This window comes from Leptospira hartskeerlii (genome assembly GCF_002811475.1).
GTDB lineage: Bacteria > Spirochaetota > Leptospiria > Leptospirales > Leptospiraceae > Leptospira_B > Leptospira_B hartskeerlii.
Map to the genome: position 1 here is coordinate 78,217 of NZ_NPDL01000007.1, position 15,561 is coordinate 93,777.

At 42.3% G+C, this 15,561-nt stretch carries 14 protein-coding genes; 9 read left to right on the forward strand and 5 right to left on the reverse strand.

Annotation, left to right across the window (positions count from 1 at the left end):
- Nucleotides 1-8 precede the first annotated feature (8 nt).
- Nucleotides 9-1,004 (forward strand): adenosine kinase, encoded by a 996-nt coding sequence (locus CH352_RS13605; RefSeq protein WP_100707746.1) that lies wholly within the window; start codon nucleotides 9-11, stop codon nucleotides 1,002-1,004.
- On the opposite strand, the gene CH352_RS13610 is transcribed toward CH352_RS13605, so the two are convergent.
- From CH352_RS13610 to CH352_RS13625, 4 genes are read right to left on the reverse strand one after another with little or no spacing between them, the layout of a single operon-like run.
- Complete coding sequence (locus CH352_RS13610) at nucleotides 1,001-2,266, reverse strand: LIC11270 family surface protein (RefSeq protein WP_100707745.1); 1,266 nt, start codon at nucleotides 2,264-2,266, stop codon at nucleotides 1,001-1,003. The two genes, CH352_RS13605 and CH352_RS13610, sit on opposite strands and share 4 nt — an antisense overlap.
- Nucleotides 2,263-3,084, reverse strand: coding sequence for a hypothetical protein (locus CH352_RS13615; RefSeq protein ID WP_100707744.1), 822 nt, complete (start codon nucleotides 3,082-3,084; stop codon nucleotides 2,263-2,265). Before CH352_RS13615 ends, CH352_RS13610 begins: the two co-directional genes overlap by 4 nt.
- A complete protein-coding gene (truA, locus tag CH352_RS13620) occupies nucleotides 3,081-3,908 on the reverse strand; it encodes a tRNA pseudouridine(38-40) synthase TruA (RefSeq protein WP_100707743.1) in 828 nt (275 codons plus the stop codon). Before truA ends, CH352_RS13615 begins: the two co-directional genes overlap by 4 nt.
- A gap of 58 nt (nucleotides 3,909-3,966) precedes the next feature.
- Nucleotides 3,967-4,848 carry a DUF2225 domain-containing protein gene (locus CH352_RS13625; protein WP_100707742.1) on the reverse strand — a complete coding sequence of 294 codons (882 nt, stop codon included), beginning with the start codon at nucleotides 4,846-4,848 and terminating at the stop codon, nucleotides 3,967-3,969.
- 134 nt (nucleotides 4,849-4,982) lie between these two features.
- Here CH352_RS13625 and CH352_RS13630 point away from each other — a divergent pair, with 134 nt between their 5' ends.
- From CH352_RS13630 to lsa25 (CH352_RS13665), 8 genes are all read left to right on the forward strand, one after another.
- Nucleotides 4,983-6,092, forward strand: coding sequence for an LIC11274 family protein (locus CH352_RS13630; RefSeq protein ID WP_100707741.1), 1,110 nt, complete (start codon nucleotides 4,983-4,985; stop codon nucleotides 6,090-6,092).
- A 197-nt stretch (nucleotides 6,093-6,289) separates the two neighbouring features.
- The gene (locus tag CH352_RS13635; RefSeq protein ID WP_100707740.1) at nucleotides 6,290-7,087 is read left to right on the forward strand and encodes a 1-acyl-sn-glycerol-3-phosphate acyltransferase; all 798 of its coding nucleotides are present in this window, start codon (nucleotides 6,290-6,292) and stop codon (nucleotides 7,085-7,087) included.
- Complete coding sequence (locus CH352_RS13640) at nucleotides 7,084-8,559, forward strand: acetyl-CoA carboxylase biotin carboxylase subunit (RefSeq protein ID WP_100707739.1); 1,476 nt, start codon at nucleotides 7,084-7,086, stop codon at nucleotides 8,557-8,559. Before CH352_RS13635 ends, CH352_RS13640 begins: the two co-directional genes overlap by 4 nt.
- On the forward strand, nucleotides 8,556-9,035 hold the full coding sequence (locus tag CH352_RS13645; protein WP_100707822.1) for an acyl-CoA carboxylase biotin carboxyl carrier protein subunit: 480 nt from the start codon (nucleotides 8,556-8,558) through the stop codon (nucleotides 9,033-9,035). The genes CH352_RS13640 and CH352_RS13645 overlap by 4 nt, the downstream gene beginning before the upstream one ends.
- A gap of 226 nt (nucleotides 9,036-9,261) precedes the next feature.
- A complete protein-coding gene (gene omp85 / locus CH352_RS13650; protein ID WP_100707738.1) occupies nucleotides 9,262-10,785 on the forward strand; it encodes an Omp85 family outer membrane protein in 1,524 nt (507 codons plus the stop codon).
- A 10-nt stretch (nucleotides 10,786-10,795) separates the two neighbouring features.
- Nucleotides 10,796-11,482, forward strand: a complete 687-nt coding sequence (gene lsa25 / locus CH352_RS13655) for a surface adhesin Lsa25 (protein ID WP_100707737.1) — start codon at nucleotides 10,796-10,798, stop codon at nucleotides 11,480-11,482.
- A gap of 242 nt (nucleotides 11,483-11,724) precedes the next feature.
- Nucleotides 11,725-13,242: an Omp85 family outer membrane protein gene (omp85, locus tag CH352_RS13660; protein WP_100707736.1), complete on the forward strand. Its 1,518-nt coding sequence runs from the start codon at nucleotides 11,725-11,727 to the stop codon at nucleotides 13,240-13,242.
- Between the two features lie 10 nt (nucleotides 13,243-13,252).
- On the forward strand, nucleotides 13,253-13,939 hold the full coding sequence (lsa25, locus tag CH352_RS13665; protein WP_100707735.1) for a surface adhesin Lsa25: 687 nt from the start codon (nucleotides 13,253-13,255) through the stop codon (nucleotides 13,937-13,939).
- Here lsa25 (CH352_RS13665) and nadB read toward each other — a convergent pair whose 3' ends face one another.
- Nucleotides 13,940-15,556 (reverse strand): L-aspartate oxidase, encoded by a 1,617-nt coding sequence (nadB, locus tag CH352_RS13670; RefSeq protein ID WP_100707734.1) that lies wholly within the window; start codon nucleotides 15,554-15,556, stop codon nucleotides 13,940-13,942.
- Nucleotides 15,557-15,561 lie beyond the last annotated feature (5 nt).

Below are 15,561 nucleotides of genomic sequence, written 5' to 3' on the forward strand. Positions count from 1 at the left end.
GAGAAAAAATGAGACATTACGACGTATTCGGAATAGGGAACGCACTTGTGGATATTCTAATCCCTACCGAAGATTCTTTTTTACAAAAAATGGGCTGGAATAAAGGGATTATGACCCTGGTGGACGCGGAAGTGCAGGGTGGGGTTCTTACCGCTTTAGACGGGCATAAAAAAGAATTAAGATCAGGTGGAAGCGCCGCAAATACAATGATCGCTCTCGCCAATTCCGGAGGAACTGGAATTTACACCGGAAAAGTAAGCGAGGACACTTACGGAGAATTTTACAAACAGGACATGGAGAAGGCCGGGATCTTATTTGAAGTTCCTCCTTCCAAAGAAGGACATACCGGAACCTGCGTAATTCTCACAACTCCTGACGCTGAAAGAACAATGCTCACTCACCTGGGCATTTCTTCCACTTTGACCAAGCAAGATTTGGATTTGGATAAACTGAAGGCTTCTTCCTATAGTTACGTGGAAGGATATCTTTGGGACGGACCTTCTACCAAGGAAGCTTGCCTTCTCGCAATGGAAGAATCTAAAAAAGCGGGAGTGAAAGTCGCATTTACTTTCAGCGATCCATTCTGCGTAAATCGTTCGAGAGAGGATTTTTTAAGACTTACAAAAGAATATTGTGATTTAGTTTTTTGTAATGCAGAGGAAGCAAAAGCGCTTGCTGCTACTGAATCCAAAGAAGATGCTTTAAAATTTATTTCTTCACTTTGTAAAAATGTTATGATGACTGATAGCGCTAACGGCGCGTTTGTATCGATAAACGGAACAATCATTCATGTGGGTGGATTTCCAGCTCAGAACTTGCTGGATACAACGGGAGCAGGGGACTGTTTTGCAGCAGGTGTGCTCTATGGACTTACTCACGGATTCTCTCCGGATAATGCGGCAAGATGGGGAAATTACGTTGCATCCAGGATCGTTCAAGAGATCGGACCTAGACTTTCTGTCAGACTTATGGGAAGACAGGAAGAAATATTAGGAAAAGTTTAAGGACAAGAATAAGACAAAGATATCGTGCTCATATTTCCGTTCTCAGGAACGGAAAATGTGAGCGGAGTTCCTACGATCGTATCTGGAAAACCGTTCAGGTTTCCTGTATCTGCCAGACAATACAACTTATGAGTTCCGGAATTGATGTATTTTATCTTTACTGTACCATTTCTTGCAGGAGTTGCAGCTAAAGGAAGTTTGCTTAGAATATTGGTCTCATTTTCTCTGAAAACCGCAAAGTAATGAGTTAAATTTCCAGAACCGCCTGTGATCGACAAAGAAGATGCACCACTCGGATAAATTGTCCTGGATCTGGACAAAATCCCTCCGCCCATATCAGTTTGGCCTTGGTGATTCACTTTCCAATCGCTGATAGAGATCAAAGTCGCGGCAGTACTTCCGTCTGCAGCCTTAATGGAATGCACCATTAAGTTTTCCTTAAGGTTCATTCTTACTTCGAAAATATAAGGTTCGAATCCGGGTTTAAAATCCATATCCGCTTCTCCGGCTTGGACTGAATAGAGAAGTGGGAATACTAATGGATAACCCGACTTGTCGGTAGTCCCGGCTGCATAAGCAAGTCTTGGAACTATATTAAATCCATAAACGCCATAGTTATCAAAGAAGGTAACCTTTGTTAGGTCCACACCAGGTGAATTTCCCCAACCGGTAACCAAGGAACGGATATAAGTTCCTGTATAATAATACTGACTCGCAAGTCCGGAAGAAGTCCCTGAAGTAGGATCGTTAGAAGGGAATTCTGCTCCTTCTCCATTTAAGAACTGGATCATTTTGAATTCGCCGTTTAGAGATCGGCAGGTGTTTGCATTCAATGTATAAGGTTGGGTACAATATACTTCTCTGTTAGGAGCAATATTATCCCAGAAGGCTTTTGCGGCTGCAACAGTCCTGATCTGAGAAAGATTGTTCAGACCGTCTTGGTATTTGGAAGAAATACGTATCTCGCCTATATCTACATAGATGGGAAGATTTGCCATCTTAGGAAGGCCTGCTAAGTTGAAAGTAGGATCACCTGCCGGATCTTCATACGCATTTCCAGTCCCGTTATTGTATTCGGAAAATTCAAGAGGACTATCTGTTGCGTAAGTACCTTTCAACAGAAGTAACATTCTATTATTGAAAAGAGTACTGACTACAGGATTGTCGGAGGCGTTTCCTTCCCAATGTCCTACCTTACAATCGGAAACGAATGCTAACAAAAAGGCAGAAAGACATAGAAGACGATTCGTTTTGGAAATCATAAGAATACGCTCACCATTAAACCGAAATGGAAAAATTCAGTATCTACTTTATTGTAATAATACGGGTTATTCAACCTAGGGTCTACAGTAGGACCTATGTAAGGATACTTTGTTTCCGCAGGAGAATTCAAATCCGATTCATAAATTTTATTATAATCCAGTCGTATCCCGATCCGGATCTTCTTCCCTGCCACAAAACTTGCCTCGAATCCTGCGTATAATGTATCGTTCCAGCGGGAAGTGTTTGCAGGTCTTGCAACCACATAGGTTTCTCCGAATCCTGCCTTTAACATAAATGTGATCGGAAGTTCGAAAGGAAGTTTATAACAAAGAGCGGAATATACCGGGATGGTTGTAAGCGCTCTTTCCGATCTGGACAAATAATTGGAATAAGAGGCTCCTACTTCCACATAAAAGATCCATGGCCAAGGAACTCTATAGAAAAATCCGCCACCCAAGGTGGTATCCAAATATTTCTGAGCCTCTGATCCAGGGAATGGATTAGAAGCGCCAACCCATGCGCCGATTTCCGGTTTTCTATTATCATAGAATGTAGGAAGTTCTTCCTCTAATTCTTCGTCGTCAGTGCCGTCTTTTTTGTCGGAGCGAGAAAGTCCGGAAGAAGGTAAATTTCCGCCTGCCTGTGCAAGGATCAATTCTCCATTCTTAAAACTATTTCCTATCTTGTTAAAATCCATAGGAGGAGAAACCGGGTTTCCTCCCAGATATTTTACAGCTTTATTATCCACTTGGTCGGGATAAGAGAATGTTTGTGCCCATGGAAAAAGTAAAAATGCGATCGGCAGTAGTTTTTTCATCTGGAAACTCCGCCGAATTCTTTCCTGCTTTGGTACATACGATCAATCTGAGGGAAAGAATCGTAGTACGCTTTTAGAAAATACAATCCGTAAGGGGGGAGGGTGATCCCTGCTATGGTTCTATCTTTGGAAGAAAGTATTTTCAATATATTCGTCTCTTTGCGCTTCTCTATCGCTATTTCAAAAAGTGTTCCGGTCAGGATCCGGACCATATTATGGAGGAAACCGTTTGCCTTGATCCGTAAACGAAGAAGTCCGGGCTCTTCTTCACTTTCTAAAAGGCTCGCATCATAGATGACCCGAGTTGTGCTCCTACGGTTCCGCATCGAAGTGGCTTTTGCCAGACTTCTAAAGTCATGCTCTCCCTTTAGTAGTTCCAGTTCTTCTCTTAAGCGGGAAACGTCAATCCGATGTTGGTACCAGAATGCTCTGTTTTTCCAAACAGGTCTTGGGAACCTTGCATTCACTAAAAGGTATTCATATTCTCTTGCAGTACAGGAAAACTGAGAATTAAAATTGAAGGGAACTTCTGTGATCTCATGAATTGCCAGACCCCGGTCGGTGAGCGCATTCATTCCAAGTAGGAACTTCGACAGGTTGGGAATAGGAGAATCAGTCTTAAAGTTTACGATCATTCCCCTTGCATGAACTCCAGTGTCTGTTCTTCCCGCGCCCCAGATCCTGGTTTCTTTTTTTAGAAGAACTTCCAACGCCTTTTCTATTTCTTCCTGAACTGTGGGAGATTGTTTCTGGCTTTGGTATCCGAAAAAACATCCACCATCGAATTCTATCAGTAGGGCATAGTTTCTAGGATCTTCTGTCATAGTCTGGAAAGAAAGTGGGATGGAATAAGACTAAGGGGAGAAGATAGAGACAATTCTCTTATTTTTCTCCGCCCATTTCCTCTATGATCTTATTGTATTCGTCATAGAGTTCTTTGGCCATATCGATGATGACGGACGGTTTGGACTTGGACGCCTTACCTGAGCCGTACAATCTAGAAAGAGTTCTTTTGGCACGGATCAGAAGATTCAGTTTAGAGGCTGCATCCGATGCGAGTTCTTCCTTGAACTTCATTGTGAGATAAGCGGAAAGATAGATGACTCCGTCAAATCCCCAGTTTTTGTCCGTATCTGGTCCGAGTAGATAAGAAGCTGCATCCACCGGCTCTGAACCGGATTGCATGATTTCCATTGTGTCCGTGTACCAGCCTGCGGATTTTTGGTAGAGAAGGTCCCGGATCTTGTCGTAACCCATACCTGGAAACTCAGTGTTCACGTCATCGAAGTACCAGGCACCTCTGACTGCGCAGACAGCCTTTTTAGGTGTAGGAGCTACTGTCACTTTTCTGGACTGGTAGCATTCAATTGCTAAAAGATAAGATGCAGCACCTAAGATCAGGTTTCTTTCCTGGTAAAAATCAGTAGGTCCCATGATGGACTCAATATTTTTACGTCGGATCTCTGCGGATTCTCTCAATTTTGCGAGTTCGTCAGCATCCAGGCCGGACCAATCTTTAGGAAATGCAGTATAAAGACAACGGGGGCAAACATTTAGAACGTAATCATTCGGGGAAACCCTACCGAATTTTTTGTTTTTTTCATATAAGCGACGTAATTCCTGAGTGAGTTTGCCTGCAATTAGCCTTCCTCCCCCTTGGAACATACTTTCCCTTTGGTGGACCTCGCTGCAAATAGGGCAGACCGTATCCTCTTTGTTCCTAAACGAGATTTTTTTGCCTTGGGCTAATGCACTTGCTGTCATATGAAGAATTTCCGGAAAAATCGAGCCGGAAGCGTCAATTCTCACCGTATTCTAACCGATAGACTAAGAAGAAAAGCACGATTTTCGGGTTGAACCCGGTCTTCTTAGGAAGATAGTAAGGAAAAGGTCCTCCAATGAAAAAACTTCTCGTTTTCATGATTGCGATGTTAGTCGCCCCAGTTCTATTACACGGCGAAGCCGTTTCTATGAAATCGTATAAGAAGAGGATAGAGCTCTTAACCTATTTAAGAGCGATAGAGCCGGTCGTAAAAAATTATCCGGGAGAGGTAAAATCTTCCGGAACGGGTCAGGCCCAGGCGGATGGGGAGAGACTCGCGAAATATAAAGAACTAAAAAGATTGTACCAAGAAGGTCTTCTGTATTTCTTCGAAGGAAATTTCGTAAATTCTTATCGTAGATTTTTGGAATCCCAACTTGGAATGGAACTTCTTCTGGAAGAACTTTCGCAAGCGTATGTGGAAAGAACGGAAGAGATCCTAAAAACTGCGATCGAAAAGAAAAATCCGAACAATCCTATGGATAGAGCGCTTGTGGATATTTCCGTAGAATATGGAAAAACAAGTTACATCCGTGCGGATATCAAGGAGAATAGAGAAGCTCCTACTACCCGCAGGATGTACAACCCGAGAGAATTCCATTACGTTGTGAATAAATACACTATCGAAAAAAATATGGAGTTAGGTTATCAATTCTTGGGAGAAGCCAAGGAAGCTCGTAATAACGCACTTAAGATAGAAAAACATTTGGAGAAACACCAAAAACTCCAGCCTGAGCACAGAAAACATCGTATCGAAATGTATTTAGGAGCGATCAATCTTTGTAGGGACGCAAGATCTAATGCGATGAATATTTTCAAACTCAAGTATCCTTATGATAACTACTATCTGCAAAGATCCGATGCTAAGACTGAAGAGACCCGCAACGAGATTGGAGAGGTCACCCCAGGTGAAGTTGTTTCCGTAGAAGGAGTTACTTATGATTTCTCTACCAACCCTCTTGTCCGTGCGGATAATAGAATGAGTCCTGTATTCGATAAAAGAATTCCGGACGATTATCGTAGAGACGCTGTGGATATTTTAGGTAGAGTTTATGATGACGAGATCGACAATAAATTGTATCTGCGTTGGGATGCTGAGACTCGTAAAAAACTTCTGGGAGATAAAATTCCTCCGGGAGCTCAAAAGAGAAAACAAGCTGCAGCTGCAAGCCAGCCGAATAAATAAGATCTTTCCATTCTTCTGAAAAAATAAAAAGGCCTGTTTCCAAAAGGGAACGGGCTTTTTTATTTACTATTCCTATTCTTCTTAAAGCGAACATCGTAAGTTATGTCCGAGAAGACTTATTGTATTCGTGTTTCTCCTTTTGAATACTTCTAAGAATTTGCTTTCCTTGTTCGGAGAGGTACTAAAGCATAGTTCGCATGAATCCACTCAAGTTTATGGAAAGCCGTTTGGGCAGGTTTTCCCCGAAGTATCGTAAACTGGTATTACGCACCTATGTCGTAACCTTAAGATTGGTACTTACGGTAGCATTTCCTAATATGATCGCAGGGATTTTTTATGCGCTCATAGGCAATAGAGAAAAGCAATATATCGCTTTTCTAAAAGGTTCTAAAACTTGGGGATCGGCAGTGATCAAGATGACCAAAACGAATCTGATGATAAAGAATGAGATGCAGATCCCTGATAAGGGTCATATGATCTTCTTAAATCACATAAACGAAATAGATTTTCCTTATGATTGCCTAGTAGTAAATAAACCGTATCTGGCAAACCAAGTGATTAAAAAAACTTTAGTCGCTTATTGGTGGATGAAGGCGATGGGTTCACAGGTTTTTGAAACTTCTAAGGCAGCAACCATCGCAGTTTCCGTTCGTAATTTGATAAAAGGACTTTCTACAACTTCTTATATAGTTTATCCGGAAGGTCATAATTCTTATTCTGAAATTATACAACCTATGCAAAAAGGGATGATTAAACTCGCCTTTGAGAATAAGATCCCTGTGGCGGTGGTGTTAAAATCCGGTATAACAACTTACCAGACGGAACCTATGTATGCTAAAGTAGGATACAAGTTTATAGGAAGATACGAACCCTGGACCCATGAGACTTGGGAGAGTTTTAGGGATTTCTTATACGAAACCATGAGCAAGGAAAAGATCGCATTGGACTCCGAGGTCGGAATAGTGCGGGAACCTGTCTCTTCTAAACCCAAGTGATTAAAAGACTACTTATTGCAAACAGAGGAGAGATCTCTCTCCGCATCCAGAAAACCTGCAAGAGGTTGGGCATCGAGACCGTGGCGGTATATTCGGATGCGGACAAAGATGCTCCGTTCGTAAAAGGTGCGGACTTTTCTTTTTATTTAGGAGAGTCGGAACCTTCTAAATCTTATTTAGTAATTCCTAATATATTAAAAGCAATTAAAGAAACCGGGGCAGATTCTGTGCACCCCGGTTATGGGTTCCTATCCGAGAAGGCCGAATTCGCAAGAGAACTCTCTAAGGCAGGGATTTCTTTCTTAGGTCCTAAACCCGAAACTGTGGATCTTATGGGAGACAAGATCAGATCTCGTGCTGCTATGGAAAAGGCGGGAGTTCCTGTTGTCCCAGGATACGAAGGGGACTCCCAAGAACATCCAGTTTTACTAAAAGAAGCAGAGAGGATCGGATTTCCGATCATGATCAAGGCAAGTGCCGGCGGCGGTGGAAAAGGAATGAAACGTGTCTTTTCCAAAGAAGAATTTTTGCCTGCATTAGAATCCGCTCAAAGAGAAGCAGGAAACGCTTTTGGGGACTCAAGAGTATTCTTAGAAAAGTATATTATAAATCCTAGACATATAGAAGTCCAAGTGTTCGGGGATTCTTCCGGAAAAGTGATCCATCTTTTCGAAAGAGAATGTTCCATCCAGAGAAGGCACCAAAAAGTAGTGGAGGAATCTCCCGCACCTAATTTGCCTTCCGAACTGAAACAAAAGATATGTGAAGTAGCTGTTAAGGCCGCTTCTTCCATTGGTTATATTGGTGCTGGAACAGTTGAATTCATTTTGGGAGAAGATGGAGCATTCTACTTCCTTGAAATGAATACAAGATTACAGGTAGAACATCCAGTTACTGAATCTGTAACCGGGTTTGATTTGGTGGAATGGCAGATCCGAATTGCAGAAGGTGTGAGTATTGAAAAACTCACAGGTGGAAAATCTCCAACTCAGAGCGGGCATGCGATCGAGGTTCGATTATATGCAGAAGATCCAGAGAATGAGTTCCTACCTTCTATCGGCAAGATAGAACTCGCCAGATTCCCAGAGGTCCAAAACTTAAGAGTGGATTCTGGAGTAGTGACTGGCTCCGAAGTTTCCCTCTATTACGATCCGATGCTTGCGAAAGTGATTGGGATCGGAAAAACAAGAGAAGAAGCGCGTAAAAATCTGATCGCAGGCCTGGAAGAAACGATCGTATTCGGGCCGATCACAAACTTGAATTATCTAAAAGCGATTTTGGAACATTCTGAATTCGTAAAAGGCAACACCAATACTCATTTTTTAGAAAAACATAAAATAGTTTGGGAAGAATCCGGAGAAGAAAAAGAAGCGCTCATGAGAACCGCTTCTTTCCTCGCGAACCGTACAGTGAAAACTTCCTCCGTATGGGAGGCCGTCGGGCCGAACGGAGTTTGGGGAGAAATATCTTGAACCGTTTGTTTCGACTTCAATGGAAAGAAAAAGAATATGTATTAGATCTGGGGGATTCTTCTTCCAGATTATTCGGTCCTGAAAAAAAATGGGAGTCACTTCTCACTCATTATTCTTGGACTGGAGAAGAAGATGGTTCTTATTCTTTGCCTGATGGAAGCGTAGCATTACTTAGAAGTGGAAAACTTTTCATCCACACTAAAGGAAAAACATTCCAATTTGCGATCAAAGGAAGAGAAGCTTCGGATGCACAAGCTGCTTCCTTAGAGATTAAAAGCCCTATGCCTGGAAAGATCATCAAAGTAGAAGTGAAGTCCGGTGACTCTGTGAAAAAAGGGCAAACACTTGCAGTAGTGGAAGCAATGAAGATGGAGCACGCATTAAAGGCTGGAGCGGATGCAAATGTACAAGAAGTACTCGCGGGCCCAGGTGATATCGTTTCCCAAGACCAGTTGTTGATCCGATTGGCAGAATAATAAATTTCCAAGTAAGTTTTACACTGAAATGTTTTCTGATACTGAAACATTTCAGTATTGTTAAAAATAAAATTCTTATTTCGAACAAGCGATATGATAATTTTGGAATGCGGTTCAAGTCGAAGCCGATGACCCTAGATCAAAAGAAAAGGTTCCCGGAATAAATTTGACATCGGTTTAGACGCTATTATACATTGCGAATTCCATAAAAAATTCCAGGTACTGCATGAAGCATTTCCTTATTCGCATAGGCATAATTGCTATATTGGCCTTTGTTTCGACTCAAAATATCTCCGCCGATCCAGGGCTCTTGGATGGTTGCGAAAAACCGCCCGAAAGAACGGATCTACCGTTTTACATAAGTCCTAAAAGACAGCTTTGTAAAAAAGATCTTGAAAAGAAAAAAGAAGGTTGGTTCCCAACAGGACTTCCTCTTTTGAATTCGGATCCGAATACAGGTATCGGTTACGGAGTTCGTGTATTCGCATATAATAATGGAAAGAAAGAAGATCCATTTTTCGAATATACACCTTACAAATTTAGGATTTACGCTCAATACTTCAATACCACAAAACAACGCCAATACCAGGATATCGCTTTCGATGCTCCTTACGTGTTCGGAACACAGTGGCGTTTGAGAGGAGAAGGTGTCTACGATGCTAACCCGAATACGTTATTCTTCGGTTTGGGAGAATCTTCTCTCCAAACTTTGAGTTATACGGATCGTAACCAAGACGGAGGCCAAGTTTTCACGAACGCAACTTTTGCGGATCAACAAAGGAACTTGGCATACACAAGGCCAGGAGGTCCTGGAGATCCGGTAGATATTAATGGTTCCGTATATAACGGATTCCCTGCTCAAAACGGATTCAGAGTGACCGACTCTCAGTATAACCGATACAATTTGATCTCTCCTACAGCGATGCTTAGTGGAGAAAGATCTTATGTGGGAGGAACTGTTAGACTCGTTGCCGGACTTCGTATGTCCCAGAACATCATAAGGGCATTTGATGGAACTCTTGCGAACGCTTCAGATCCTTACTTAGATGGATTCGGGATCAATTCAGGCGGAAAGGCGATTAACGGTACTACTAAAATTACCGAAGATTATAACTCTGGAAAGATCTTAGGCTACCATGGCGGTATGGTAAATACACTTCGTCTGGGGGTAGTGTACGATACCAGGGACTTGGAGCCTGATCCAAACCAAGGTGTGTTTTTAGAAGCAACCTACGAAAGATCCGCAAAAACTTTCGGATCAAATTTCGATTATTCCAAGTATTTCACTCAGGCAAAATTTTTCTGGAGCCCATTCCCAAGGGTATTCGATAAATTAGTTGTTGCTGGACGAGGCGGTTTCTCTGTTACAGAGGGTGACGCACCATTCTTCGAATATAGAAATATGTGGGGAACAGAAGGTGTGATCTCCGGACTCGGTGGACGTACTACATTAAGAGGTTATAAACAAGACCGATTCGTGGGACGCGCAATGGGTTGGGGGAATATCGAATTACGTTGGAAGTTTGCGCAATTCAGCGTAGCCGGACAACATTTCGCTTTGAACTTAGTTCCGTTTATGGATTTCGGAAGGATCTGGGATGACGAGCATAAGGCTGGTCTTAAAGATTATAAATTTTCTCGAGGTATCGGATTCCGGATTGCTTGGAACCAAACAACAATTATCATATTGGACTACGCGGTTTCCAGAGAAGATAAACAATTATTCGTAAACTTTAACCACGCGTTCTAAGGAAAAAGAAATGAGAAGAATATATTATATCATAAGATCCTTATTTACCTTATTCGCGTTTAGTATGTTCGCGATGGGTTGTGAAGAGAAATTAGATCATAGTCCTTACGGCTTTGCGGAAGAAGATAATAGCGATTTAATTGCGGGAGCGATCTTCTTCCAAAGTTTTACGAACAATGGAGATGGAACAACGTCAGACAGTACAAGCGGTTTGATGTGGAAGACTTGTAGCCAAGGCCAAGTGTTCAATGGAAATGCGACTAGCTATAACTGTAGAGGCGCCAACGGAACACTTGCCAATCCTAGTTCCTTCGGAGCAGCTGAGTTACAATACTGCAGTGTAGATCTGAATTCTTGTAATACCTTGGGACTTCCTCAAACACTTACAAATGTCTCTCCGATAGGGATTGCAGGCAGTTCGGAAGCATATGATTCTTGTGCGAACGATAACACAGGAGGTCATACGGATTGGCGAGTAGCTAGTTTCTTGGAGTTAAAATATCTAAGTTCAAATAGTCGCAACTTCATGCTTCTGAAATTTCCGGATACAATAGAGTCTTTCTATTGGAGTTCGACAGCGAACGAACAAGATGCGTCGGGTAAAACAGCTAGATCAGTATCTTTTTCGAGAGATAAATTCGGAGACGACGATTCCTTTAGCAAGACCAGCAGATACTTTGTTCGCTGCGTAAGGTAGTTTACAAATTCATAATGCCCTCGTTTTGCTAAACGGGGGCATACTTATATATCCCTTATATCTGGGTCGAAATCGTGTTTAACTAATGCATAGTTTGCTGGTTTTTTTATAACCATTGTGATGAAAGGGAACTTTTGCGTGATGAACGGGGTCATCAAAACTCTGATCCGAAATTTTCAATTGACATAAGCTATTGCTACTTCAATAACTAACGAACTTAAAATCTTAAATCCGGGGTGTACATGAGGATTAAGGAAATTAAATCGTTGGTGCTAGCGATTTGTTTTGTGGGAGGCGTTCTAGAATTAAACGCCCAAGATTTTATTCCTGAACCGGGATGCGAGAAGCCTGCTCCTCGTAAAAATTTACCGTTTCATATGGATACTTCTAAACAGCTCTGTTCAAAAGACCTGGCTGTCAAAAGGGAAGGCTGGTATCCAACCGGACTTCCTCTTATCAATTCTGATCCGCTTGAAGGAGTGGGTTTTGGTGTTCGCGCATATGCCTATAATAATGGTCTGAAATCTGATCCGTTATTTGATTATACTCCTTATAGAGTAAGGTTTTTTGCTCAGTATTTTAATACGAGTAAGAATGCTCAATACCATCAGCTCAGTTTGGATATGCCGTTTATTGCGAATACCCAATGGCGTCTTCGCGCGGATGCGTTTCTAACGATTACTCCTACCACTCTCTACTTTGGAATAGGGGAAGGTTCCCTAAAAACTCTGAATTATTATGACCGTAACCAGCCGGGCGGTGATTATTTCACGAACGCAACTTTTGCGGACCAACAGAGAAATAATAGCTATTACAGACCTGGAGGTCCCCAGGATCCGGTCAACTTCGGCGGGAATACCTACTACGGAGTTCCAAGCCAGCCTGGATTCGTTGTGACCAATAGAATGTACAACGGATACATTATCGAAACTCCAATGATCAATACGAGTACTGAGAGATCATTCTTCGGTGGAACGGTTCGTTTAGTTGCCGGGATGAAAATTTCTGAAAATATTATCAGGACTTTTGATGGAAGAAAAGCGCAGGGTTATGATCCGGTTTTAGGTATGGATTACGGGGCATATGTGCCTAACGCCAAAACCCGTCTGACTGAAGATGCACAAGCTGGAAAAATTTTAGGATATCACGGTGGATATGTAAACGCAGTTCGTCTTGCTTTAGTATATGATACTCGTGACTTCGAACCGGATCCGAATAGTGGGGTATTCTTAGAAGGAACCTTCGAAAAGAACAGCAAGGCTTTCGGGTCAGACTTCAATTTCCAAAAATACTTTGCTCAAGGAAAATTCTTCTGGAGTCCATTCCCGAAAGTTTTCGAAAAACTTGTTATCGCTTCTCGTTTTGGAGCAGGCTTATCAGAAGGTGATGTTCCATTCTTCGAATACCGTAATATGTGGGGAACAGAAGGTTTGATCGGAGGACTCGGAGGTATTCGTACTATTCGTGGTTATAAACAGGACCGCTTCGTAGGAAGAATGATGGGCTGGGGTAATATCGAGGTGAGATGGAAATTCGGATCCTTAAAAGTAGGAGATGAATACTTTGCATTTAACTTAGTTCCTTTCATGGACTTCGGACGAGTTTGGGACGATGAGCATAAAGTCGGAACCAAGGGTTATAAATATTCACATGGTATCGGACTCAGGATCGCTTGGAACCAGGCTACGATCATTATGATCGACTGGGCAAAATCAAAAGAAGACGAACAATTATTCGTAAACTTCAGCCACGCGTTCTAAGGAAAAAGAAATGAGAAGAATATATTATATCATAAGATGCTTATTTACCTTATTCGCGTTTAGTATGTTCGCGATGGGTTGCGAAGAGAAATTAGATCATAGTCCTTACGGCTTTGCAGAAGAAGATAATAGCGATTTAATTGCGGGAGCGATCTTCTTCCAGAGTTTTACGAACAATGGAGATGGAACAACGTCAGACAGTACAAGCGGTTTGATGTGGAAGACTTGTAGCCAGGGTCAGGTGTTCAATGGAAATGCGACTAGCTATAACTGTAGAGGCGCCAACGGAACACTTGCCAATCCTAGTTCCTTCGGAGCAGCAGAGTTACAATACTGCAGTGTAGATCTGAATTCTTGTAATACCTTGGGACTTCCTCAGACACTTACAAATGTCTCTCCGATAGGAATTGCAGGCAGTTCGGAAGCATATGATTCTTGTGCGAACGATAACACAGGAGGTCATACGGATTGGCGAGTAGCTAGTTTCTTGGAGTTAAAATATTTAAGTTCAAATAGTCGCAACTTCATGCTTCTGAAATTTCCGGATACAATAGAGTCTTTCTATTGGAGTTCGACAGCGAACGAACAAGATGCGTCGGGTAAAACAGCTAGATCAGTATCTTTTTCGAGAGATAAATTCGGAGACGACGATTCCTTTAGCAAGACCAGCAGATACTTTGTTCGCTGCGTAAGGTAATTAAAGAGGCGCTTGTAGGTCCCCATGGACCAGGTCATTGATCAGAATTGTATCATGTCTGGATGGGGATCTATTCTCCGGATAATCAGTCGAGTAATGTAGACCTCTACTTTCGTGTCTGGCAAGTGCAGAACGAATAATCAACTCAGCTACCAAAACCAAATTACGAAGTTCTAATAAAGGATTTGTTACTATTGTCCTGTTATAATAGTCTCTGACTTCCGCATAGATCAGATCCATTCTTCTTTTTGCTCTTTCTAAGCGAAGATTGGAGCGTACAATCCCCACATAATTGGACATCGTGTTTTTGATCTCTGAAAGATCATGGGAGATCAAGACCCATTCTTCCGTATTTACTAGGCCTTCTTTGTCCCAAGCAGGAATTTGCTCATGTTCCGGTAAGAAGTCAGGCGGATTTTTGCGTATCTCTTCTGCGATCCGATTGGAGAACACAAGACATTCCAACAGACTATTGGAAGCTAAACGGTTTCCGCCGTGGACTCCTGTGCAGGAGGCTTCTCCCGCGGCGAATAGATTCTCTATTCTTGTTTTTCCCCAAAGGTCTGTAGCTATTCCTCCACACATAAAGTGGGCCGCAGGTACGACTGGGATAGGATCAGTTGTGATATCGATCCCTAATTCTAAACATTTTGCATAAATAGAAGGGAAGGATTCTTTGATCTCTGTCGCCGGTCTATGTGAGATGTCCAACCAAACGTGAGGATCTCCGGACTTCTTCATTTCTGCATCTATGGCTCTTGCGACAATGTCCCTTGTGGCAAGATCTGCCATTGGATGGTATTTTTTCATGAACGGTTCCCCGTCCATTCCAAGTAATACTGCCCCTTTTCCTCGAACTGCCTCGGAGATCAGGAATGAATCTCCTTTTTCATGATAGAGAGAAGTAGGGTGGAACTGGTAAAATTCCATATTTCGGATCTCCGCTCCTGCACGATATGCACATGCAACTCCGTCCCCGGTTGCGATCTTAGGATTCGTAGTATGAGAATAAACCTGTCCGGATCCACCGCTTGCGATGATGGTTTTTTTCGCAAGAATGGGAATGATCTCTCCAGTATGACTCGAAAGAACATAAGCACCGAAACAGATCAATCCCTTCTTTTTAAGATGGTGAGGGGTGATCAGATCTACGACAGTATGGTATTCTAATATTCTAATATTCGGGTTTTGTTTTACGATCTCTAAGAGTGTTTTTTCGATTTCATGGCCGGTTCTGTCATGAGCGTGTACAATACGATTTGTTCCATGTCCACCTTCTCTATGAAGATCGAATTCTCCCTCTTGATTCAGGTTGAATGGGACTCCGTATTCTAAAAGTTCTTTGACTAGAGGAGGACCTTCTTCCACCAGAACTCGGACTGCTTCCGGATCACATAGTCCTGCTCCGGATTCCAAGGTATCCTTTACATGATCCTCGAATTTATCTCCCTGAGCAAAAACTGAAGCGATCCCGCCTTGCGCATAATTGGTATTCGACTCGTAATCCGACTTCTTAGTCACGATCACAGTCTGACCAACATTAGAAAGTTTTAATGCTTGGAAAAGGCCGGTAATACCGCTCCCAATGACTAGAAAATCGGTTTTAATTCTTGGCATTTGTA

Coding starts and splice junctions, on each gene's coding strand:
- CH352_RS13605 (WP_100707746.1), top strand. CDS start 9: ATGAGACATTACGACGTATTCGGAATAGGGAACGCACTTGTGGATATT.
- CH352_RS13610 (WP_100707745.1), bottom strand. CDS start 2,266: ATGATTTCCAAAACGAATCGTCTTCTATGTCTTTCTGCCTTTTTGTTA.
- CH352_RS13615 (WP_100707744.1), bottom strand. CDS start 3,084: ATGAAAAAACTACTGCCGATCGCATTTTTACTTTTTCCATGGGCACAA.
- truA (WP_100707743.1), bottom strand. CDS start 3,908: ATGACAGAAGATCCTAGAAACTATGCCCTACTGATAGAATTCGATGGT.
- CH352_RS13625 (WP_100707742.1), bottom strand. CDS start 4,848: ATGACAGCAAGTGCATTAGCCCAAGGCAAAAAAATCTCGTTTAGGAAC.
- CH352_RS13630 (WP_100707741.1), top strand. CDS start 4,983: ATGAAAAAACTTCTCGTTTTCATGATTGCGATGTTAGTCGCCCCAGTT.
- CH352_RS13635 (WP_100707740.1), top strand. CDS start 6,290: ATGAATCCACTCAAGTTTATGGAAAGCCGTTTGGGCAGGTTTTCCCCG.
- omp85 (WP_100707738.1), top strand. CDS start 9,262: ATGAAGCATTTCCTTATTCGCATAGGCATAATTGCTATATTGGCCTTT.
- lsa25 (WP_100707737.1), top strand. CDS start 10,796: ATGAGAAGAATATATTATATCATAAGATCCTTATTTACCTTATTCGCG.
- omp85 (WP_100707736.1), top strand. CDS start 11,725: ATGAGGATTAAGGAAATTAAATCGTTGGTGCTAGCGATTTGTTTTGTG.
- lsa25 (WP_100707735.1), top strand. CDS start 13,253: ATGAGAAGAATATATTATATCATAAGATGCTTATTTACCTTATTCGCG.
- nadB (WP_100707734.1), bottom strand. CDS start 15,556: ATGCCAAGAATTAAAACCGATTTTCTAGTCATTGGGAGCGGTATTACC.